The sequence below is a fragment of the Mycobacterium sp. ACS4331 genome, assembly GCF_001667265.1.
In the GTDB taxonomy this organism is placed as follows: domain Bacteria; phylum Actinomycetota; class Actinomycetes; order Mycobacteriales; family Mycobacteriaceae; genus Mycobacterium.
In genome coordinates, this window is sequence record NZ_LZHW01000113.1 from 16,042 (window position 1) to 36,187 (window position 20,146).

Consider the following 20,146-nt stretch of genomic DNA (forward strand, 5'->3'; position numbering starts at 1 on the left):
TCAGCGACTCTGGCCGCCCCTCGACGCCCGCGCCTCCGACCAGTCGGGTGGGCGCTTGTCGATGAACGCCTGAACGCCCTCGAGTGCGCTGGGCTCCATCATGTTGCAGGCCATGGTGGTGCCGGCATCCGCATAGGCAGCGGCCATCCCGACCTCGATCTGCCGGTAGAACAACGTCTTTCCCATGGCGACGGCGACCGCGGGCTTGGCGACGATGCTGGCCACCAGCGTCTCGATCTCGTCGTCCAATTCGTCGGCCCCGACCACCCGGTTGACCAATCCCGACACTTTGGCCTGTTCGGCCGAGACGAAGTCACCAGTGACCAGCATCTCGAAAGCAGTCTTGCGCGGCACGTTTCGCGACAGAGCAACACCGGGCGTCGCGCAGAACAGTCCGGCATTGACGCCGCTGACCGCGAAACGCGCGTCGTGGCTCGCGACAGCGAGATCGCACATCGCGACCAGTTGGCAACCCGCGGCCGTCGCGATCCCATGGACCCGGGCGATGACGGGCACCGGCAGTCGCTGGATCGACAGCATCACGTCGGTGCACTGCGCGAACAGGCGCTCGTAGTACTCCAGCGAAGGCTCGGCCCGCATCTCCTTGAGGTCATGGCCCGCGCAGAACGCCTTACCGGTCGCCCCGAGCACCACGACTCGCACCGTCTCATCCTCGGCCAGCGCGTCGAAGGCCTCGCCGAGCGCAGACAACATCGCTTCGGAGAGGGCATTGAAGGACTGGGGACGGTTCAGCGTCAACGTCACCACACCGCGATCGTCACGGTGTTGCAGCAGCAGTGGGTCCATGACTGTCGGACGCTAGCACCGACCGTCAGCCGCTAGATGCACACATAACCCGTGACATAACCGTACGGACCGGTGGCGCCGACGCAGGCATCGATTCCGTTGACCCAGCCTGGCCCCCAATTCCCGTGCCCGCGCCCAGGCCCGGGCCCGGGGCCCCAGTCATCCCAGTCGTGGTGGGGTTTCTGGGGAAAGTCGATGCCGGGAGCGTTCGGGGCGGCGACGGCCACGCTGGCCCCCATCAGGCCTCCGGCGCTCAGACCGACTGCCAGAACCGCTATCGCAAGTGTGTCTTTGAGCTTCATCTCACTTCACCTCGATGCAGTCGAGCCTACTGCGGGATCGAGTTCATCAACACCCCGTGGCCGACGATTCACAGGGCCGCGGAATCCGGGTCCAGGCCGAACACCGTCGTGGGCGCGGTCTTGCCCTTCAACCCGTAAGCACCCCGATCCACCAGGTCGCGCGGTCGCGTGTTCAGGGCGTCGGCGGTCTGCCCGGTCAACAGTATCGCGTCACCGGTGGATTTGGTCAGCTGCTCGACGCGTGCCGCCACATTGACCGCATCACCGATCAACGTGAACTCCAACTTGCCCGCCCCTCCGATCGTGCCGGCGATCACCACCCCTGTGTTGATGCCGATCCCGACCCGTAGGCCACCGGTGAACCGCTGTCGAACCTGACGCGCAATCTCCACCGCCGCCCCCAGGGCCGCATCGGCATGACCCACAAGATCATTCGGCGCACCGAACACCGCCAACGCACCATCGCCGAGGAACTTGTTCACATGCCCACCGGCCTCCGCCACCGCAGGCACCACAATCTCAAATAGGGCATTCAGCCGAGCCACCGCATCCTCGGCATTGTTGACCTCGGCCCACGGCGTGAAATCCCGGATGTCGACGAACATCACCGTCACCTCACGACGCTCCCCGGTGAACACGTCGTCGCTCTGCTCCAGCAACCGTGCCGCCAACACCGGATCCACGTACGCCCCGAATGCAGCCTGAAATCTCTGCCGCTCAGCCAAACCCGCCTGCATCCGGTTGAACGAGCCCGCCAGCGCGCCCAGATCATCGTCCTGAACCACCGGAAGGCGTCGGCTGTAATCCCCGGCGGCGACACGCTCGGTTCCTTCGGCGAGATCGCTGATCGGTTGCAGCAGCGGCGAGTACGCCGCCCAGAGCGACGGCCCGATGACGAGCACCAGTGCACCGCCCAGCGCGACGGCAAGTCCCGGGCCGTGCCTGGCCACGTCGAACACCGCTCCCAGAATCGCGCCCGCGACGGCGAACGCGAATCCGACCGCGAGAATGGCGACGTTGGTCCACGTGGCGAATGTCGGGCGCGAGCGCGGCAGGATGTCGCCGAACTCCGCACTCGAGGCAATCGCCGCCCTGGCGGGCCGCAGCGTCGCTTCGACGATGCTGTGCAGTGTGATCAGCTGGCTGGCAGTCCCGGCAATCGCGCCCAGCATCGCGTATTGAATGAGACGCCACCCGCTCGCCCCGGCGATCATCCCGACGCCGACAAAGAGCGCCGCGACCCAGACCACGGTGACGACCATGCCCCGCGCGATCAGGCTCCGGCCATAGCTGTAGGTGGCGCGCAATGCGCTCTCCCCGTCGACGTCGTCGCCGGCGGCCCACCGCTCGACGACGCGGACAGCCTTTCCGCCGGGCAGCGCCACGAGATACAGGTACGCCGCCACGCCGGCCACGGTCACCGCAGCCGCCTCGACGTAGCGGTCAGAGCGCTCGAACGCGACGATGCCCAACGACCAGGCGAGGTAGACCGGCAGCGCCAGCGACCACATGACCGCCCAGCACGCCCATGAGTAACGGGTCTTGTACCGATCCCACGTCCATTGCCACATGCGATCCATGTCGGGGTCGGTGTCAGAGCATGTCGTCGGTGACACGACGACCGGACTGCGTCGGCCTGATCCACTGCGTGAGGTCGAACCCCTGCCGCGTCGCCTCTGCCAGGTATGCCGCCTCGGTGGCGTCATCGACCCGTGGTTCGCGGGCCAGCAGCCACAGGTTCTTGTGGTCGGGGGTGCCGACGAGAGCCACCGTGTACCCCTCGTCGATCTTGAGAACCCAGTAGTCGCCCTTGGTGAACGGGATCCATCGCAGAAGCTCCGGCAGGAACGACACCTTCAGTTGACCGGCCCTGCCCGGCACCGAGGTGGCCTGGGCGAGCGCCTGTGACGGTGCGCCGTTCTTGTCGATGCACCTGTTGTCGACGCGCACACTCCCGTCGTCCTGGACCGTGTACTCGGCGGTGATGTCGGAGGCTTCGGCCTGCTCCCAGCGCAACGGAAGCCGGCCGATCTCGTACCACAGCCCGCTGTAGCGGTTGAGGTCCAGAGTGTCGACGGAGGTGACGGCGGACTGACTCATGGGAACTTCTCCTTGTCGTGAAATGGACGGCGTCAGCGACTCGTGGCCGCGTCGAGGCCGAAGACCCGAACGGGAGTCGACTTGCCCTTGAGCACATGCGACCCCCGATCGATGAGGCCCGAGGGACGAGCGGCCAGCCCGTTGACGCAGTGGCCGGTGAGCAGGACCGTGTCCCCGGTGGTCTTGGTCAGCTGCTCCACCCGAGCCGCCACGTTGACCGCGTCCCCGATCAACGTGAACTCCAGTTTGCCGCCCCCACCGATGGTGCCCGCGATCACCACCCCGGTGTTGATGCCGATCCCCACCCGAAGCTCACCGCCGAACCGCGCCCTCACCAGACCCTGAATCCGCACCGCCACCCCCACCGCCGCATCCGCGTGGCTCACAAGATCATTCGGCGCCCCGAACACCGCCAACGCACCATCACCGAGGAACTTGTTCACATGCCCACCGGCCTCGACCACCGCGGGCACCACGATCTCGAACAACGCATTCAACCGCGCCACCGCATCCTCGGCAGCGTTGGCCTCCGCCCACGGAGTGAAATCCCGGATGTCGACGAACATCACGGTGACCTCACGTCGCTCCCCGGTGAACACGTCATCACCCTGCTCCAGCAGGCGCGTCGCCAACCCCGGATCCACATACGTCCCAAACGCGGCCTGAAGACGTTGCCGCTCAGCCAAACCCGCCTGCATCCGATTGAACGACGCCGCCAGGACACCCAAGTCGTCATCCTGCACCACCGGCAGACGCTGCGAATAGTCACCCGCAGCAACACGCTTCGTCCCCTCAGCCAGATCCCGAATCGGCTGCAGGGAGGGCGCAAAGGCGGCCCCTACTGTGATGGGAAAGCCGAAGATCACTGTCAGCACGAGGCCGACGAGAATCCACAACAGCGGCGCCTCAACGGTGCCGACGAAGATCGTGGTCAGGATGGCCCCGGAGAACGCGAACGACATCGCGGCAGCGAGCATCGACAACCTGGTCCAGGTCGCAAAAGAAGGGCGCGGGCGGGGCAACGCGTCTCCGTGATCCGTCAAGTCAGCGAGCGCGATGCGGACCGGTCGCATGGGTGCCTCCGCCAGGGTGTGCACACCCACCAGGTGTGATGCGAAGCCCGCGACACAACCCGCCAAGGCATAGTGAACGAGCCGAGGCCCAGATTGGCCCGCAAGACTGGCGACCACGAGCAGCAGTAACCCGGCCCCAACGACGATTGTCGCCAACGATCTGCCGATCACTCGCCGCGAGTAGGTGTAGGTCTCTTCGAGCACTTGTGCCGTATCGATGACACAACCCTTGGACCACTCCCGTAACGACCTCCACACGCCCTGTCCCGGCAGGATCACCACGTAGGCGACCATCAGCACAACGATGCCGGCCGCGAAGGCCGCTGAGGGATATCCCCGGGAGTGCTCGGACGCCACGACTGCGAACGACAAGAAGAGGTAGATCGGCAGTGCTGCGACAAAGGCCACCGCCATCCAAGCCCATGAGTACGCCGCCTGATGGCGATCCCACGCCCACTGCAGGATGCGATCCATCCCAACCTCAGCCTTCTGCTGGGCTGAGGCGGCAAACCGTCACCGGCTCCGACGTGCCCGTCACCGCGTGTGCAGTCAGCGGGCGCTCGATCCTTCTCCCGACGTGCGCCATTCAGCCCCCTCGCCCCCTAGCGGACTTCCAGTCTTCACCCCTGGGGCGTCGTGTGTCGTCGAATGTGGAACGAAGACACCCCCGACCCAAAGGGCCGGGGGTGTCTCCGTACTGACTGACTAGTGCGCGTGGCCGTGATGCCCGTGCCCGTGACCGTTGAACTCTCAGAGCCGCGGAGCTTCGTTCACTCCCCGTATGCCTGGTTTGCGCCGTACTGAGCCTCGGCTGGCGTAAAGCCGCTGTACTCCAGTTGTTCGACTAGGGCTTGCAAGGAGAACGAGGTGTACTCCAGGTACTGTCTTGCGCTCTTCACCGCCTGCTCATTCCAGTCCACGCCACCATTAGCCTCGATGTACTCGACCGCAAACGTAGCGTCTGAGGTGCTGAAGTCGCCATACTCCAGTTGGTCGATCAGCCCTTGTTTTGAGAACGCGGCGTAGTCCAGATAACTCTCGGCGCTCTTGATTGCGTTCCGCTGGGCAGGGGTGAAGCTTGGCTTTGGGGGCTCGGTCGTGGTCGGGACAACCTCCGACCTGGTTGGCGCGGGCGCAGCAGCCGTTGTCCTACTTGTGCTTATGGAGCTGGCATTCGATGACGAGGACGATCGCTTGTCTTTCTCGCCGTTGGCGAAGGATACGAGGACAAGCAAGATCGATACGGCAATCACCACGCCTACTCCCCAGAGATGTTCCTTCCTTGCATCGAATTTACTGCCCGGTTTCGCGGGCCGAGGGTTGTCGGGCGTCGGGCCAGCGAGTTGAGCGTAGTTCTCGGTCCACTTGCTCCCGTCGAAATACCTGAGCCTGCTTGGATCTGATGGATCCGGGAACCAGCCGGCTGCAGCAGTCATTGTTTGATCGTTCCTTCTCATTACGGTGTGGAGACCGCATGGTTACCGATAACTGGTTCCGCACCAGCGAATATAAACGAAGCTTCAGTCTTCGAACATCTGTGTCAGCTCATTGCGCTTCTCGGATATCTGGTTCTCCATGTAGAAGCCGTTCAACAGCGATATGGCCAGGATCACGCACGAAACGACGCGGACCCACGTCGCTGCCCCCATGAAGAAAGCGATCGCGGTGGCGACTCCTGCGAGAGCCACGCCGGTCCATATCGAGCCTGTGCCAGTCAACAGACTTGCCGACTGCATCGACATTACGAGTCCGACGACGGCAAGCACGCAGACGCCAATCGCGACGGCTGTCGTCTTGTTCCTGCTGGAATCATCCGGAAGGCCCACCGGTTCGCCCCAAGTCGCGCCGTCCCAGTAGATCTGCTTACCCGGATTCAACGGATCGGGATACCACCCCGGTACCTGTTGCTGCGTCACTAGTTCGACCCCTCTGCCTAGTCACTCAATCCCCCTGCTTGTTTGGTCGACTCGCAGGCGAGGCAAGCATAACGGCAGCGTGTGACATCTTGGGATGGACCTGGATATCAGCTGTGGGTCTGCTGCTCAATCCTCATCCGGTGTAGAAGCGTTTCGGAGAATGTCCTGAGCGATACGAATGAACTCCGCTGGCTTTTGAAACCCCGCGCTTCGAAGCGCTTCTGCAATGTAGCGCTCGGTCGGAGGTTCATTGTCCCCAGATCGAATGGAACGGCAAGCGGTACTGCATCGAAGGTGATGCGATGGTGCACAACGGGAGCCGCCGAACGGCACACGTCGATTACGTCATGGTGCGATCATAAGCCGATCGCCGCTTTAACGACCCTTTGAATATCCCGCCCTAAAAGAGACTGACACGCCGATCTTAATCAGCTCATCCGCCAGTGGATTTAATTCTTTTCGCAGCTTGTCAGTTTGCGCCTTATCAATGTCGATCACGACGGAAACATTGCCGTCATCAGAAGGAGCCAAATAGGCCGGCAAACCGGCGACCGATGAGAAAGAGCTCAGCGTATCGCGAATTCGTTCCACAGGAATATCGAGCGGCACCATAGGGGCATCCGACAGCGATCCGCCACCGTCCTTGCGCCGCCACTCCCGAGCAATCGTCACGATTTCATCAAGCACCTCCCGCTCAGGCCGGTGCACTTCTGCAGCAGTTGACGACTCACGCGCCTTGGCGAACTTGGCCTCAAATTCACCATCCCAAGCGTTAATAAATCGTTTACGTATCGAATCTTCATTCAGCCCCATAACTTTAGCGATGGCGACAAGTATGTTTTGCACCCCATCGCGATCTAGCAAGTTGGCCTGGAACTGCGCGAGGGGTCCAGTTGCGTCACTCTTCAGCGAAAAATCCACAAGTGATGGGGCAACGCGATTACCGGCACCGGGGAGGTTCTTGGACAATGCGCCAGCCTCGAAATTCAACCAAGGCGATGTTTGATTCTCCCGCGTCACGACAATAATGCCGAAAATCGTGTCAGCCAGCTCTGATTCAATCCTTGGCAATCCGCGCTCGCCAGCGCCGATGTCCGCTTCCGACATGAACGGAGCTACAGCATCGAACATATACACCAGGAGTTCGCGCCACACAGTCGCCACTTGCTTGGACAACGCCCCAGACCAACTGATGAAAACCTTCAATCCGCCAGATTCCTGCGCCACTGCCTCAACCTAGCAAGATGCGAGTTCCATAAAGAACTGTTACGTCACCCGTGTGGCAGGCTGGGCACCGTGGAGAACGAACGGCAGCAGACCTGGCTGAAGATAGTCAGCGAACGAACCAATGACAGTGCTCGTCATAAAGCAGCCGCCGAGGCCATCCTGCAGAACACCCCAGTTGCAGCCGAACACGTCGAGGCCGCCGAAGAACTGGTACGACTGAAGCTCGCATTCCCCCGTAGTGACGACGGCACATACGCCGCCAACCTGTATCCTGACTTTCGGTGAGACAACGAAGACACCCCCGGTCTTACTGACCGGGGGTGTCTTCGTACCGACTACTGCTAGTGCGCGTGGCCGTGATGCCCGTGCCCATGACCGTCGTCGGCAGCCTCAACCGGCTTGTCGACAACAGCGGTCTCAGTGGTCAGGACCATGCGGGCCACCGAGGCGGCATTGAGCACCGCCGACCGGGTCACCTTGACCGGGTCGATGACGCCGTCGGCCACCAGGTCGCCGTACTCCAGCGTCGCGGCGTTGAGGCCGTGATTCGCGGGCAGTTCACCGACCTTGTTGACCACGACGGAGCCGTCGAGACCGGCGTTCGTGGCGATCCAGAACAGCGGCGCGCTCAGGGCGGTGGCGAACACGTCGACACCGACAGCCTCGTCACCCGACAGCGACGACCGAAGATCGGCCAGCACCTTGCGGGCCTGAACCAGCGCGGAACCGCCGCCGGCCACGATGCCCTCCTCGACCGCGGCCTTGGCCGCAGCGACCGCGTCTTCGACACGGTGCTTGCGCTCCTTGAGCGCGGTCTCGGTGGCGGCGCCGACCTTGATGACCGCCACGCCGCCGGCCAGCTTGGCCAACCGCTCCTCGAGCTTCTCCCGATCCCAGTCGGAGTCGGTGGTCTCGATCTCGGCACGCAGCTGAGCCGCGCGCCCCTTGACGGCCTCTTCGGATCCGCCGCCGTCGACGATCACGGTGTCATCCTTGCTGACGACGACTCGTCGGGCGGTGCCGAGCACGTCGAGGCCGGCCTCACGCAGCACCAGGCCCACGTCGGGGTTGACCACCTGCGCGCCGGTGACGATCGCGAGATCCTCGAGGAACGCCTTGCGACGATCGCCGAAGAACGGTGCCTTGACCGCAACGGCCTTCAGCGTCTTGCGGATCGCGTTGACGACGAGCGTGGACAGCGCCTCACCCTCGACGTCCTCGGCGACGATCAGAAGCGGCTTGCCCGACTCGGCGACCTTCTCCAGCAGCGGAAGAAGATCCGGCAGCGAGCTGATCTTGTCGCGGTGCAGCAGCACGAGCGCGTCCTCGAGAACGGCTTCCTGCGAGTCGAAGTCGGTGACGAAGTAGGCCGACAGGAAGCCCTTGTCGAATCCGACGCCGTCGGTGATCTCGAGTTCGGTGTTCAGCGTTGAGGACTCCTCGATGCTGACAACCCCGTCGGCGCCGACCTTGGTCATGGCCTCGCCGACCAGTTCGCCGACCTCTTCGTCACGCGAAGAGACGGTGGCGACCTGAGCGATCGAGGTCTTGCCCTCGACAGGCGTGGCCGCGGCGAGCAGCGCCTCAGAGACGGCGTCGGCGGCCTTGCCGATGCCCGAACCGAGGGCGATCGGGTTGGCGCCCGCCGCGACGTTGCGCAGACCGGCCTTGATGATGGCCTGGGCGAGCACGGTCGCGGTGGTGGTGCCGTCACCGGCGACATCGTTGGTCTTGGTCGCAACCGACTTGACCAGCTGAGCGCCCAGGTTCTCGAACGGATCCTCGAGATCGATGTCCCGGGCGATGGTCACACCGTCGTTGGTGACGGTGGGACCGCCGAAAGCCTTGGCCAGCACGACGTGCCGGCCCCGCGGGCCCAGGGTGACCTTGACCGCGTCGGCGAGCTTGTCGACGCCGACCTCCATGGCGCGACGCGCAGTTTCGTTGAATTCAATCTGCTTGCTCATAAATGTCTTTCGCTAGGACGCGCGCCGCCCCGGGCATCACCTGAGCGAATGCACGCGGGGATGACCGGGGCGGAACACGAGTCGCTTACTTGGAGACGACAGCCAGCACGTCGCGAGCCGACAGGATCAGGTACTCCTCGCCGTTGTACTTGATCTCGGTGCCGCCGTACTTGCTGTAGATGACGACGTCGCCCTCGGACACGTCCAGGGGAATCCGCTTCTCGCCATCCTCATCCCAGCGGCCGGGGCCAACTGCGACGACGGTGCCTTCCTGCGGCTTCTCCTTGGCGGTGTCGGGGATGACCAGACCCGACGCGGTCGTGGTCTCGGCCTCGTTGGCCTGAACGAGGATCTTGTCCTCGAGTGGCTTGATGTTCACGCTCGCCACGATTGGAGCCCCTTCACTTATAGGTGTGTGTTTTCGGCAGTGGTCCGTGCCCTCGCGCCGTCGTCGCGGGTGCCGACACCAGGGCGGGTCCGACTGCCGCCTAGCACTCTATACATGAGAGTGCTAGCACTCAAGGGTGGGATGGCGCTTATGTGGACCTTGATCGCTCCGGGCGAAACGTGCCGGAGCCGACGGCCTCCGGCGGCCGCCCATCGAGGCGGACTTGTCGGTGGGTGGTGGCACTATAGAACACATGTTCGATCAGGGGATGGTGGGGCCTGCCGCGGTCGGCGGCCTCGACGATGCCGCCCTGGTCGATGCCCTGGTGGAGTGGAATCGGGCGGTCAACGCCGCCGAGGCCCGCCGACTGGCCGTGGTCGCCGAGATGGGCCGCCGCAGCCAGAAGTACTCCCACCTCAGGCGGTGTGCCGTCGATGACTGGGATGCGGTCACCGCGCAGATCTCGTGTGCGCTGAACATGGGGCACGGGCGGGCCGAGACGCTGCTCGACACCGCGGTGCTGCTGCGGGATCGCTACCCGCAGATCGCGGCACTGTTCATGGCCGGGCGGATCGGGGCGCGCACGGTGGCGCTGATCGAGGACCGCACCCGCCTGGTCGACGCCGCCACCGCGGCCCAACTCGATGCGGTGTTCGCCGCCGATGCCGAAGACTGGGAGGCGCTGTCCTGGTACAAGTTGGAGCAGGCCATCGACACCTGGATCCAGCGCCACGACCCGGCCGCGGTGCGCCGGGCGCGCCGCACCCTGCGTTCCCGGTATTTCACCGTCGGAGACCCGGTCAACGACGAACCCGGCGCCACCCATGTGCGCGGCCGACTCGACACCGTCAACGCCCAGCTGTTCGACCAACGGCTCACAGTGATGATCGCCGGGGTGTGCCCGGACGATCCCCGCACCCTGGATCAACTCCGCTCCGACGCCATCGGGGCCCTCGGTGCCGGGGTGTGGCACCTGGCCTGCCGCTGCGGCAACCCCGACTGCCCCGCCACCGCCCCGGACGCGGCCGCCACCAGCGTCGTCGTGCACATCGTCACCGACACCGGGGTGCTGGCCGAACCCGTCGACCCCGAACTCGACGGCCCGGACCCGGACGCCGACGGCAACTCAGACACTGACCCCGGCGCCACCGACGAGTCGACGGAGGATTCAGAGGAGCCGGATGAGCAGCCCGGGGAGGAACCCCTGGCGCCCGCCGCGTCCGCCCGCCGCTCGCCCGGAGTCATCCCCGGCATCCGCAACGGCGTCGTCCCCGCACCGCTGCTGGCCGGCTTGATCGCCCAGGGCGCCCACATCCGGTTCGTCGGCATGCCCGACACCACCCCCGAACCGCGGTACCGGCCCTCGACGGCGCTGCAGCGGTTCGTCCGCGCCCGGGATCTGACGTGCCGGTGGCCCGGCTGCGACAAACCCGCCGAGGCCGCCGACATCGACCACACCACTCCCTGGCCGGCCGGGGCGACCCATCCGTCGAACACCAAATGCAACTGCCGCCGCCATCACCTGATCAAGACCTTCGTCGACGGGTTCACCGACCAACAGTCCCCCGACGGCACAGTCGTGCTCACCACCCCGACGGGGCATCGCTACACCACCACACCGTTCGGGGCGTTCCTGTTCCCCGGCCTGCGCGTCGACACCGGTCCAGCACCCTCAGGGCCACCGAACCCAACCCACCCCGGCAAGCTGTTGATGATGCCCGCGCGCAAGCAGACCCGCGCCCAAACCCGGCAACGCCAGATCAACGCCGAACGCCGACGCAACCAAACCGACCTCGAACTCGAACAGCCACCACCGTTCTGAGCCGGCCGGGGTCAGTCCTGACTGAACTGCCTCGGATCGATCAGCAGGTGATCGGACACGTCGCCGATCATCTCGATCGCCACGGTGCGCGCGGTGAAGTACCACCCGTCGCCGTCACGGGCGAACGTGTCGGCGTAGCGACCCACGACGATCGGCTGCAACGGCACCGTCGAAGTCTGCTGCACCACACAGAATGTCGACCGCGCCGAGGCGGTGTCCCCGGACACCGAGACGATGGGATTGAGCACCAGATGCCGCGTCCGCGGGGTGTTGCCGAAGTCCGGAAAGCGCCGGGTGGTACTGGCGAACAGCGAGGCAATGGGTTGGGCCCCGGTGACCCCCATGAACGAACCGCGGCCCAGCAGCACACCGACGCCGTCGAAGTCACCGGCGTCGATCAGCTCGGCATAGCGATACAGCAGTTCGGTGATGGCCATCCGATCGGCCACCACCGCACTCATGCGACCTGACTCTGAACGACGGGCAGGCCGGGATCGCTGGCGACACCCAGCGGCGACGCGGGCGCACCGGCGGCCAGAAGATGCGCCGCGAACGACGCGATCATCGCCCCGTTGTCGGTGCACAGCCGCGGCCTGGGCACGCGGAGCGTGATACCGGCGGCGGTGCAACGCTCTTCGGCCAGTTCGCGCAGCCGAGAGTTCGCGGCCACCCCGCCCGCGATGATCAGAGTCGAGACACCCAGGTCGGTGGCGGCGCGAACGGCCTTGCGGGTCAGCACATCGGCGACGGCCTCCTGGAAACCCGCTGCGACATCAGCGGGCCGGGCATCGGGATGGCGTTCCATATGCCGCGCGACGGCGGTCTTGAGCCCGGAGAAGCTGAACGCGTAGGGATCATCGCGCGGTCCGGTCATCCCGCGCGGGAAGACGATGGCATTCGGGTCACCGGTGCGGGCAAGCTCATCGAGCACCCTCCCGCCCGGATACCCCAGCCCCAACAACCGAGCCACCTTGTCGTACGCCTCCCCCGCGGCGTCGTCGACGGTGGTGCCCAACTCGACGATGGGCTGCCCCAGCGAACGCACATGCAGCAGGTGAGTATGCCCACCGGACACCAGCAGTCCCACGCTCTCGGGCAACGGGCCGTGGTCGTAGACGTCGGCGGCCAGATGACCGCCCAGGTGGTTCACGGCGTAGAACGGCACGTCCCAGGCCGCGGCGTAGGCCTTGGCCGCGGCAACCCCGACCAACAGCGCACCGGCCAACCCGGGGCCGATGGTCGCCGCCACGACATCCGGACGCGAGACGCCCGCCGTCGCGAGCGCGCGCCGCATGGTCGGCCCCAGCGCCTCGAGGTGCGCACGGGACGCGATCTCAGGCACCACCCCGCCGAAGCGGGAGTGCTCGTCGACGCTGGAGGCCACCTCGTCGGCAAGAAGCGTCACGGTGCCATCGGGGCCCAGTCGCGCGACACCGACACCGGTTTCGTCACAGGAACTTTCGATCGCCAGGATGACGGTCATTCGGCACCTCCGAGGTCGAGACGCATCGTGTAGGCGTCGGCACCACTGCCCGGGTAGTACCGCTTGCGCAGTCCGATCGTGGCGAACCCGACACTCTCGTACAGGCCGATCGCCGCGGCATTGTCGGTGCGGACCTCCAGGAAGACCGAACCGTCGCCGGCGAACGCCAGCAGGTCGTCGAGCAGCCTGCGACCGATCCCCCGGCCATGGAAGGCGGGGTCGACGCCGATGGTGTGCACCTCATGCTCGAACGGCGGGGTCCTGCCCAGACGGGAGATCCCCGCGTATCCCACCAGCACGCCGTCGATACGGGCGGCGACATAGTGATTGTGCGGGGACTCCAGCGCCTGCCGGAACGCCTTGGCGGGCCAGGGATCATCGCCGACGAACAGCTGCGCCTCCAACTCCGCGCACCGATCGGCGTCGCGGAACGTCAGCGGCTCGATCACGACGGCCTCGGTGCGCCCCGTCATGCCAACCCTCGCTCGGCCAGCGTCTTGGCATCGGGCCTGCGAAGATACAGCGGCACCAGAGGCTCGGGCTCGGAATCCCAGTCCTTCACCGCGGCAACCAGTCCCAGCGACGACGGATACTCCGGTCCGATGACCTCACCCGGGAACAGTGCGGCCTGCGCCGCCGTCCCCGCCACCGCCGTCACACCGTCGACCGGCACATCGGCGGGCGCGGCCACGGCGGGACCGTCCACGCGCAGGCCATCGCGATACCGCGCCCAGTACACCTCTTTCCGCCGCGCGTCGGTGACCACCAGGACGTCGCGGGAGATCTGTCCGCCGATGCCGTCCAGGCTGCACACCCCGAACACCGGGATCGACAACGCATGCCCGAAGGCCGCGGCGGTCGCCATCCCGACCCGCAGGCCCGTGAACGGCCCCGGACCGCAACCCACGACCACCGCGCCCAGATCGGCCATCGTCAGTTGCGCATCAGCAAGGGCGCCAAGCACATTGGGCGTCAGCGTTTCGGCATGCGCGCGCGGATCAACGGTGACCCGTTCACCGAGCAGCACCGCGTCACCCGCACCGCGCGACACGATGCCCGCGGTGACCGCGGGTGTCGCCGTGTCGATCACCAGGACCACAGCCGTCACGTCGTACTCCAAGTCCACGTCGCGGTCCGCACCTCAGAGTCCGCGGCACGATCCAGCCGGATGTCGAGGTGATGGTCGGACAGCCGCTCGGCCAAGCCCTCACCCCATTCGACCACCACCACGGCATCGTCGAGGTCGGTGTCGAGATCCAAGGAGTCCAACTCCCCGAGCAGGTCGGCGGCCGCATGGTCGAGCAGGCGGTACACATCGACGTGCACCAGGGCGGGCCTGCCGTCCCGGCGGGCCCGGTGCAGGCGGGCCAACACGAAGGTCGGGGACGTGATCGGGCCGTCGACGTCCATGGCCTCGGCGATGCCCTTGGTCAGGACGGTCTTGCCCGCGCCCAGCGGACCGGACAGCACCACCACGTCACCGGCGCGCAACTGCGCACCGAGTTCGCGCCCCAGCGCCAGCGTGTCCTCGGCGGTGACCAGGGTCGCCGTGCCCGACCGATCGGACTCAGCCACGGGACCGGACCCGCTCGCGCAATCGCCTTGTCATGGCCACCAGCCTGCTCGGTGTCGCCCGTTCCACCAAACCGATCAGCGCGTCGTTGATCAGATCGGGTTGTTCCATCTGTACCAGATGGCCCGCGCCGCCGATGATCAGCAGTTCGGACTTGGGCAGGACGTCGGCCATATCGGCAGCGTGCTCGGGGGTGGTCAGCACGTCCGCGGACCCGCAGGCGACCAGCGTCTCCAGTGGCTCCAGGGTGCGCAGACCCTCCCACTCGTCGTGGACTCCGAGTGCATGCAGGAAGCCCACCATGGTCTTGACCGGCGTCGCGTGGATCATCTCCTCGGCGTAGCGGGCCACGGTCGGGCTGACCAGGGCGTCCCCGAAGGAGGCGGCCTGCAGGATCGGCGCCAGCACGGCCCGCACCGCGCCGCGCCCGCGGTGCAGCAGGTTCGGGGCGTAGCGGGTCGCGAACCGGGCCGCCTCCAGCGCCGGGTTCTGCAGGATCTCACCCAGGGGTGACCGCGAAAGGCCTTCTCCCGCAGAGGAGATGATCGCGGCCCCGACGATGTGGGTGCCGTACTGCTCGGGGAACTGCCGGGCATGCGACAGCACCGTCATGCCGCCCATCGAATGCCCCACCAGGATCACCGATCCGCGCGGAGCCAGCAGGGTCAGCACCGTCTCGAGGTCCTTGCCGAGCTGTTCGACGGTGTAGGTCTTGTAGGACGCGATCCCGGACTGCCCGTGGCCCCGCTGGTCGTAGAAGACCATGCGCACCTGGTCGCCCCACACCTCGGCCAGCGCACGGCGCTGAAAGTGGAAGGCGCCCATGTTCATACAGAATCCGTGGGCGAACACCACGGTCACCGCGGCATCGGCCGGGCCGACCTCGCGGACCGCGAGATCGACACCGTCGGGGGTGGTCACCACCGAACTGCGGTCGCCGGCGAAGACGCCGAAATCCTCACCGGCCCAGCGATCCTCCCGGCGCGCCCGGCCCGCGACCGAGCGCGCGGTCGAGGCGCCCGCGACCGCGCCCACGGTGCCCAGCCCTGCCAGACCGGCCAGCCACCGGCGCCGTGCGCTCATGCGTGCTCCGCCTGGGCGTGGATCCGGGTGACTCGGCCGCGGGGGCTGGTCACCACCTCGTAGTGGATCGTGCCGATGATCTCCGCCCACTCCGCGGCCGTCGGCTCACCGGAGGTCCCAGGCCCGAACAGGATCGCCCGGTCTCCCTCGACCACGTCGACCGCTCCAGGCCCGAGATCGACCACGAACTGATCCATGCACACCCGGCCCACACTGGGTCGCCGGACGCCGTTGATCGAGACCTCCATCCGGCCGCCGAGGGCCCGGAACACGCCATCGGCGTACCCGAGCGGGATCAGCGCGACGGTGGTGTCGCGCTCGGCGATCCAGGTGTGGTTGTAGGAGACGCCGTCCCCGGCGCGGATCGACTTGACCATCATCACCGGGGCCGACAGCGTCATGGCCGGAATCAGGTCCGGTTCGACGATTCCCGGCACCGGGTTCAGCCCGTACATCGCGATACCGGGACGCACCATGTCGAAGGCCAGGTCGGGCCGGGTCAGCACCGCCGGTGAGTTGGCCAGATGCGCCATCTCGAACTCGACGCCGCGCCGCCGAGCCTGCGCGATGAGGTCGCGGAATCGCTGCGCCTGCAGGTCGTTGGTCGGGTGACTCGGTTCGTCGCCGTGCGCCAGATGGGACATCAGCCCCCGCACGTGCACTGCGCCCTCGGCCTGCGCGCGTGCCAGCTCGTCGATCAGCTCACCGAAGTCCGATGCCGGCACCCCGTTGCGGCTCAGGCCCGTGTCGGCCTTGACGGTGACGGACGCGACGACGCCGGCTCGGCGGGCCGCCTCGACGACGTCGCCGAGTTGGCGCACCGATGACACCCCGATCTGCACGTCGGCGGCCAGGGCGGGAGCGAAGTCGGTGCCGACGGGATGCATCCACGCCAGCACGGGAGCTGTGATTCCCGCCTCACGCAGTGCGAGGGCTTCGGCGACCGTCACCACGCCAAGTTCGGCGGCGCCCGCACGCACCGCGGCGCGCGCCACCTCGACCGCGCCGTGGCTGTAGCCGTCGGCCTTCACGACGGCCATCACCTGCGCTGATCCGGCGTATTCGCGCAGCGTACGGACGTTGTGTTCGATGGCGCCGAGGTCGATGAGCGCACTCGGGGTCACCACATCGGCGGTTGTGGGCGGGTTCATGTCATGATCACCGCCCTCGATTGTCCCAGGCCCGCCGTCAGTGAGCGAAATGCTCCTCGTCCGCGAAGCCGCCCACACCGACCTTCTTGAGCTTCTCCAGGACCTCCACGAGGTCATCCCGCAGCGCCCGGGCCAGGTTCGCCGAGAACCCCTCACGCACCACAACGCGCAGCACAGCGACGTCCTCGGCGCCCTCCGGCATGGTGTACGCCGGCACCTGCCAGCCGTACCCACGCAGCAGAGATGAGATGTCGAACACGGTGAACTTCGTTCCCTCGACGAGTCTGAACGCGACCACCGGAATGTCCGACCCGTCCGAGATCACCTCGAAGACGTCCATACCGGCCAACTCGTGCGACAGCCACTGCGCCGTCTCGGACAGGCATCGCATCACCTGGAGGTAGCCGTCGCGGCCCAGCCGCAGGAAGTTGTAGTACTGCCCGACGACCTGGTTGCCCGGCCGGGAGAAGTTCAGGGTGAACGTCGGCATGTCACCGCCGAGGTAATTGACCCGGAACACCAGATCCTCGGGCAGGTGCTCGGCGTTGCGCCACACCGCGAAGCCGATGCCCGGATACGTCAGGCCGTACTTGTGGCCGCTGACGTTGATCGAGGCGACGCGCGGCAGGCGGAAGTCCCAGACCAGGTCCGGATGCAGGAACGGCACGACGAAGCCGCCACTTGCCGCGTCGACGTGGACCGGGATGTCGGGTTTGCCCTCGGTGGCGGCAAGCGAGTCCAGGGCCGCGCAGATCTCCGCGACCGGTTCCAGTTCACCGGTGAACGTGGTGCCCAGAATCGCCACGACACCGATGGTGTTCTCGTCGACGGCGTCGAGCACCTGCTCGGGGGTGATCACGTACCGCCCCTGCGCCATCGGCAGGTAGCGCGCCTCGACGTCGAAGTACCGGCAGAACTTCTCCCACACGACCTGCACGTTGGAGCCCATCACCAGATTCGGGGTGCGGCCCTTCCAGTCCTCACCGCGCTCCTCCAGGCGCTTCCGCCACCTCCACTTCAGCGCCAGGCCGGCCAGCATCACGGCCTCGCTGGAGCCGACGGTCGACACCCCGATGGCGGTCGACGGGTCGTCGTCACGCAGGTTCTCGGCATGGAACAGGTCGGCGACCATGCACACGCAGCGCTGCTCGATGGCCGCGGTGACCGGGTATTCGTCCTTGTCGATCATGTTCTTGTCGAAGGTCTCCGACATCAGGTCCCCGGCCTCGGGATCCATCCAGGTCGTGACGAACGTCGCCAGGTTCAGCCGGGAACTGCCGTCGAGCATCAACTCGTCGTGGATGAAGCGGTAGGCCGCCTGGGGTTCCATCGACTCGTCGGGCAGGCGCAGTGCGGGCACCGGCGACGTCGACAGCCGCCCGGTGTAGGCGGGCGCGAGGGTGGTGTGACGGGAGACGTTCGGCATGAGGTCCTTTCTAGAGGATGCCCGCGATCGCGGCCCGGATACACGCCAAGATTCCCGACGCCGATGTCGGCGCGGGGGCGGGTCCGGGACTCGACGCGGCCAACGTTGCGGCGCGGGAGTGCACGAAGGCCCCCGCGGCGGCCGCGGCGGCCGGTGCCAGGCCGGCGGCCAGCAGTGCGCCGATCACCCCCGACAGCACGTCGCCAGACCCTGCCGTGGCGGCCCACGAGGCCCCGGCGGGGTTGAGGAGCACCGACCCATCGGGATCGGCGATCACCGTGACATTGCCCTTGAGCAGCACAGTCGCGCCGAGGCGCGCCGCCAGTTCGCGGGTTGCACGCACCCGGTCCGCCCCGGGCGGGGCCCCGGCCAGGCGCTCGAACTCGCCCGCGTGCGGGGTCAGCACAGTCGGTGCCGTGCGATCGCGCACCCACTCGGGGTTGCGGGCCAGGATGGTCAGCGCGTCGGCGTCAGCGATCACCGGCAGGTCGACCGCGAGCACGTCACGCAGGGTGGCGGCGGACGCATCATCGGTGCCGAATCCCGGGCCGACGACCCAGGCCTGCACCCGGCCGGCGGCGGCGAAGTCGTTCACCGCGATCACCTCGGGCCAATGCGAAACCACCTCGGCGGCAGCGGTTCCGGCGTAGCGGACCATGCCGGAGTGTGTGGCCACCGCGGCGCCCGTGCACAGAATCGCCGCACCGGGGTAGGTGCGTGACCCGGCCGCCACGCCCGTGACGCCCTGGGTGTACTTGTCGTCGGCGCGGTCTGGGACTGGCCACAGCCGGCGGACGTCGGCGGCCTCGAGACTCCGCACGTCGGTGGGCGGCAGGTCCAGGCCGATGTCGATGAGCTCCACACGCCCGCAGTCGGCCAGCGCGTGCACGGGTTTGCGGCCGCCGAATGTGACCGTCAGGACGGGGCGCACCGCGGGTCCGCTGACGGCACCGGTCTGCACATCGACCCCGCTGGGGGTGTCCACGGCCACCACGGGCGCCGATGTGCTCGCGAAGACCGCGGCGGCGTCGGGCCGCAACGGGCCGCTGCCGGAGATGCCGACCACACCGTCGATCACCAGATCGGTTGCCGGACCGATGCTTTGCACGACGCGTCCACCGCCGGCCAGGAACGCGCGCAGGGCCGCGGGGTGGGTGTGGTCGGGACGCAGCAGCACCGCGTCGGCCGCGGCGCCACGTCTGCGCAGGAATGTCGCGGCCCACAGCGCATCTCCGCCGTTGTCACCGGACCCGACGACGGCGCACACCCGTCGCCCGGCAATGCCGCCGGTGCGCTCCCGCAGCTCCCCGGCGATCGCGGTGGCCAGGCCGAACGCAGCGCGTCTCATCAGCGCACCCTCGGGCAGGCTGGCGAGCAGCGGCGCCTCCGCGGCGCGGATCGCATCAGCGGTGTAGTAATCGCGCATCGTAAGTGCAGCGTAGACAGTCAGAATAAGAACTAGCATCAGCTGCCATGAAGCCACCGATATCTGGTGTGGACCTGGGTATCTCGATCGCCGCCCTGGCGCTGACGGTCATCGGTGCCGCGGGTGCGGCATTTCTGGCGGTCATGTTGATGGCGTTCACCGACAACTGCCCCCAACCCACCTGCGACATCGACGCCGGTGTCACCTGGGTCTTCACCGGGTTCGGCATGGCCGTGCTGATCGCCGTCGGCGGGGCGGTGGCGACCATCGTGGCGCTGGTGCGACGGGTGCGGGCCTGGCCGTTCGCCGTCGGCACCCTGGTGCTGTGTGCGGCGGCGTGCCTGCTGGGGATCTTCGGGTACACCGCGGCTGTGGGAGGCTGACGCCGGCTACTCGACGGTC

General features: G+C 66.8%; 22 protein-coding genes. 3 read left to right on the forward strand and 19 right to left on the reverse strand.

The features are described from left to right. The 8 genes from A5727_RS26210 to A5727_RS27250 all read right to left on the reverse strand — a co-directional run bounded on the left by A5727_RS26210 (window position 1) and on the right by A5727_RS27250 (window position 7,425). Window positions 1-807 carry an enoyl-CoA hydratase gene (locus A5727_RS26210; protein WP_068257665.1) on the reverse strand — a complete coding sequence of 269 codons (807 nt, stop codon included), beginning with the start codon at window positions 805-807 and terminating at the stop codon, window positions 1-3. Window positions 808-839: 32 nt separating this feature from the next. Further along, window positions 840-1,109: a hypothetical protein gene (locus A5727_RS27725; RefSeq protein WP_157521578.1), complete on the reverse strand. Its 270-nt coding sequence runs from the start codon at window positions 1,107-1,109 to the stop codon at window positions 840-842. 68 nt (window positions 1,110-1,177) lie between these two features. Continuing rightward, window positions 1,178-2,689, reverse strand: a complete 1,512-nt coding sequence (locus A5727_RS26215; protein WP_068257668.1) for an adenylate/guanylate cyclase domain-containing protein — start codon at window positions 2,687-2,689, stop codon at window positions 1,178-1,180. Window positions 2,690-2,702: 13 nt separating this feature from the next. Then, window positions 2,703-3,209, reverse strand: a complete 507-nt coding sequence (locus A5727_RS26220; protein ID WP_068257671.1) for a lipocalin family protein — start codon at window positions 3,207-3,209, stop codon at window positions 2,703-2,705. Between the two features lie 32 nt (window positions 3,210-3,241). Continuing rightward, the gene (locus tag A5727_RS26225) at window positions 3,242-4,756 is read right to left on the reverse strand and encodes an adenylate/guanylate cyclase domain-containing protein (RefSeq protein WP_068257673.1); all 1,515 of its coding nucleotides are present in this window, start codon (window positions 4,754-4,756) and stop codon (window positions 3,242-3,244) included. Between the two features lie 296 nt (window positions 4,757-5,052). Then, a complete protein-coding gene (locus A5727_RS26230) occupies window positions 5,053-5,718 on the reverse strand; it encodes an Ltp family lipoprotein (RefSeq protein WP_082950058.1) in 666 nt (221 codons plus the stop codon). Between the two features lie 84 nt (window positions 5,719-5,802). Continuing rightward, window positions 5,803-6,198, reverse strand: a complete 396-nt coding sequence (locus A5727_RS26235; protein ID WP_068257679.1) for a DUF2510 domain-containing protein — start codon at window positions 6,196-6,198, stop codon at window positions 5,803-5,805. 375 nt (window positions 6,199-6,573) lie between these two features. Next, window positions 6,574-7,425 (reverse strand): TIR domain-containing protein, encoded by an 852-nt coding sequence (locus tag A5727_RS27250; protein WP_082950051.1) that lies wholly within the window; start codon window positions 7,423-7,425, stop codon window positions 6,574-6,576. Between the two features lie 69 nt (window positions 7,426-7,494). Between A5727_RS27250 and A5727_RS26240 the strand changes: the two genes are divergently transcribed. After that, window positions 7,495-7,710 carry a hypothetical protein gene (locus A5727_RS26240; RefSeq protein WP_068257682.1) on the forward strand — a complete coding sequence of 72 codons (216 nt, stop codon included), beginning with the start codon at window positions 7,495-7,497 and terminating at the stop codon, window positions 7,708-7,710. A gap of 56 nt (window positions 7,711-7,766) precedes the next feature. Here A5727_RS26240 and groL read toward each other — a convergent pair whose 3' ends face one another. Then, window positions 7,767-9,392 carry a chaperonin GroEL gene (gene groL / locus A5727_RS26245; RefSeq protein WP_068257685.1) on the reverse strand — a complete coding sequence of 542 codons (1,626 nt, stop codon included), beginning with the start codon at window positions 9,390-9,392 and terminating at the stop codon, window positions 7,767-7,769. A gap of 85 nt (window positions 9,393-9,477) precedes the next feature. Then, window positions 9,478-9,780, reverse strand: coding sequence for a co-chaperone GroES (gene groES / locus A5727_RS26250; RefSeq protein ID WP_003929249.1), 303 nt, complete (start codon window positions 9,778-9,780; stop codon window positions 9,478-9,480). A gap of 253 nt (window positions 9,781-10,033) precedes the next feature. On the opposite strand from groES, the gene A5727_RS26255 reads away from it, so the two are divergent. After that, on the forward strand, window positions 10,034-11,602 hold the full coding sequence (locus A5727_RS26255) for an HNH endonuclease signature motif containing protein (protein WP_068257689.1): 1,569 nt from the start codon (window positions 10,034-10,036) through the stop codon (window positions 11,600-11,602). An 11-nt stretch (window positions 11,603-11,613) separates the two neighbouring features. On the opposite strand, the gene A5727_RS26260 is transcribed toward A5727_RS26255, so the two are convergent. The 9 genes from A5727_RS26260 to A5727_RS26300 are packed head-to-tail and all read right to left on the reverse strand — an operon-like array spanning window position 11,614 to window position 19,744. Beyond that, complete coding sequence (locus A5727_RS26260) at window positions 11,614-12,063, reverse strand: nuclear transport factor 2 family protein (RefSeq protein ID WP_068257692.1); 450 nt, start codon at window positions 12,061-12,063, stop codon at window positions 11,614-11,616. Further along, window positions 12,060-13,085, reverse strand: coding sequence for a tRNA (adenosine(37)-N6)-threonylcarbamoyltransferase complex transferase subunit TsaD (tsaD, locus tag A5727_RS26265; RefSeq protein WP_068257698.1), 1,026 nt, complete (start codon window positions 13,083-13,085; stop codon window positions 12,060-12,062). The genes A5727_RS26260 and tsaD overlap by 4 nt, the downstream gene beginning before the upstream one ends. Beyond that, window positions 13,082-13,558 carry a ribosomal protein S18-alanine N-acetyltransferase gene (rimI, locus tag A5727_RS26270; protein ID WP_068257704.1) on the reverse strand — a complete coding sequence of 159 codons (477 nt, stop codon included), beginning with the start codon at window positions 13,556-13,558 and terminating at the stop codon, window positions 13,082-13,084. The genes tsaD and rimI overlap by 4 nt, the downstream gene beginning before the upstream one ends. After that, complete coding sequence (tsaB, locus tag A5727_RS26275) at window positions 13,555-14,193, reverse strand: tRNA (adenosine(37)-N6)-threonylcarbamoyltransferase complex dimerization subunit type 1 TsaB (protein ID WP_068257781.1); 639 nt, start codon at window positions 14,191-14,193, stop codon at window positions 13,555-13,557. Before tsaB ends, rimI begins: the two co-directional genes overlap by 4 nt. Then, window positions 14,190-14,660: a tRNA (adenosine(37)-N6)-threonylcarbamoyltransferase complex ATPase subunit type 1 TsaE gene (gene tsaE, locus A5727_RS26280; protein WP_068257706.1), complete on the reverse strand. Its 471-nt coding sequence runs from the start codon at window positions 14,658-14,660 to the stop codon at window positions 14,190-14,192. Before tsaE ends, tsaB begins: the two co-directional genes overlap by 4 nt. After that, window positions 14,653-15,741, reverse strand: coding sequence for an alpha/beta fold hydrolase (locus tag A5727_RS26285; RefSeq protein WP_068257708.1), 1,089 nt, complete (start codon window positions 15,739-15,741; stop codon window positions 14,653-14,655). Before A5727_RS26285 ends, tsaE begins: the two co-directional genes overlap by 8 nt. Further along, complete coding sequence (gene alr, locus A5727_RS26290) at window positions 15,738-16,892, reverse strand: alanine racemase (RefSeq protein ID WP_068257710.1); 1,155 nt, start codon at window positions 16,890-16,892, stop codon at window positions 15,738-15,740. Before alr ends, A5727_RS26285 begins: the two co-directional genes overlap by 4 nt. A 37-nt stretch (window positions 16,893-16,929) precedes the next feature. Further along, a complete protein-coding gene (gad, locus tag A5727_RS26295) occupies window positions 16,930-18,318 on the reverse strand; it encodes a glutamate decarboxylase (protein WP_068257712.1) in 1,389 nt (462 codons plus the stop codon). A gap of 10 nt (window positions 18,319-18,328) precedes the next feature. Beyond that, a complete protein-coding gene (locus A5727_RS26300) occupies window positions 18,329-19,744 on the reverse strand; it encodes an NAD(P)H-hydrate dehydratase (RefSeq protein WP_068257717.1) in 1,416 nt (471 codons plus the stop codon). A gap of 47 nt (window positions 19,745-19,791) precedes the next feature. Here A5727_RS26300 and A5727_RS26305 point away from each other — a divergent pair, with 47 nt between their 5' ends. Then, complete coding sequence (locus tag A5727_RS26305; RefSeq protein ID WP_082950052.1) at window positions 19,792-20,127, forward strand: hypothetical protein; 336 nt, start codon at window positions 19,792-19,794, stop codon at window positions 20,125-20,127. Window positions 20,128-20,146: the final 19 nt, after the last annotated feature.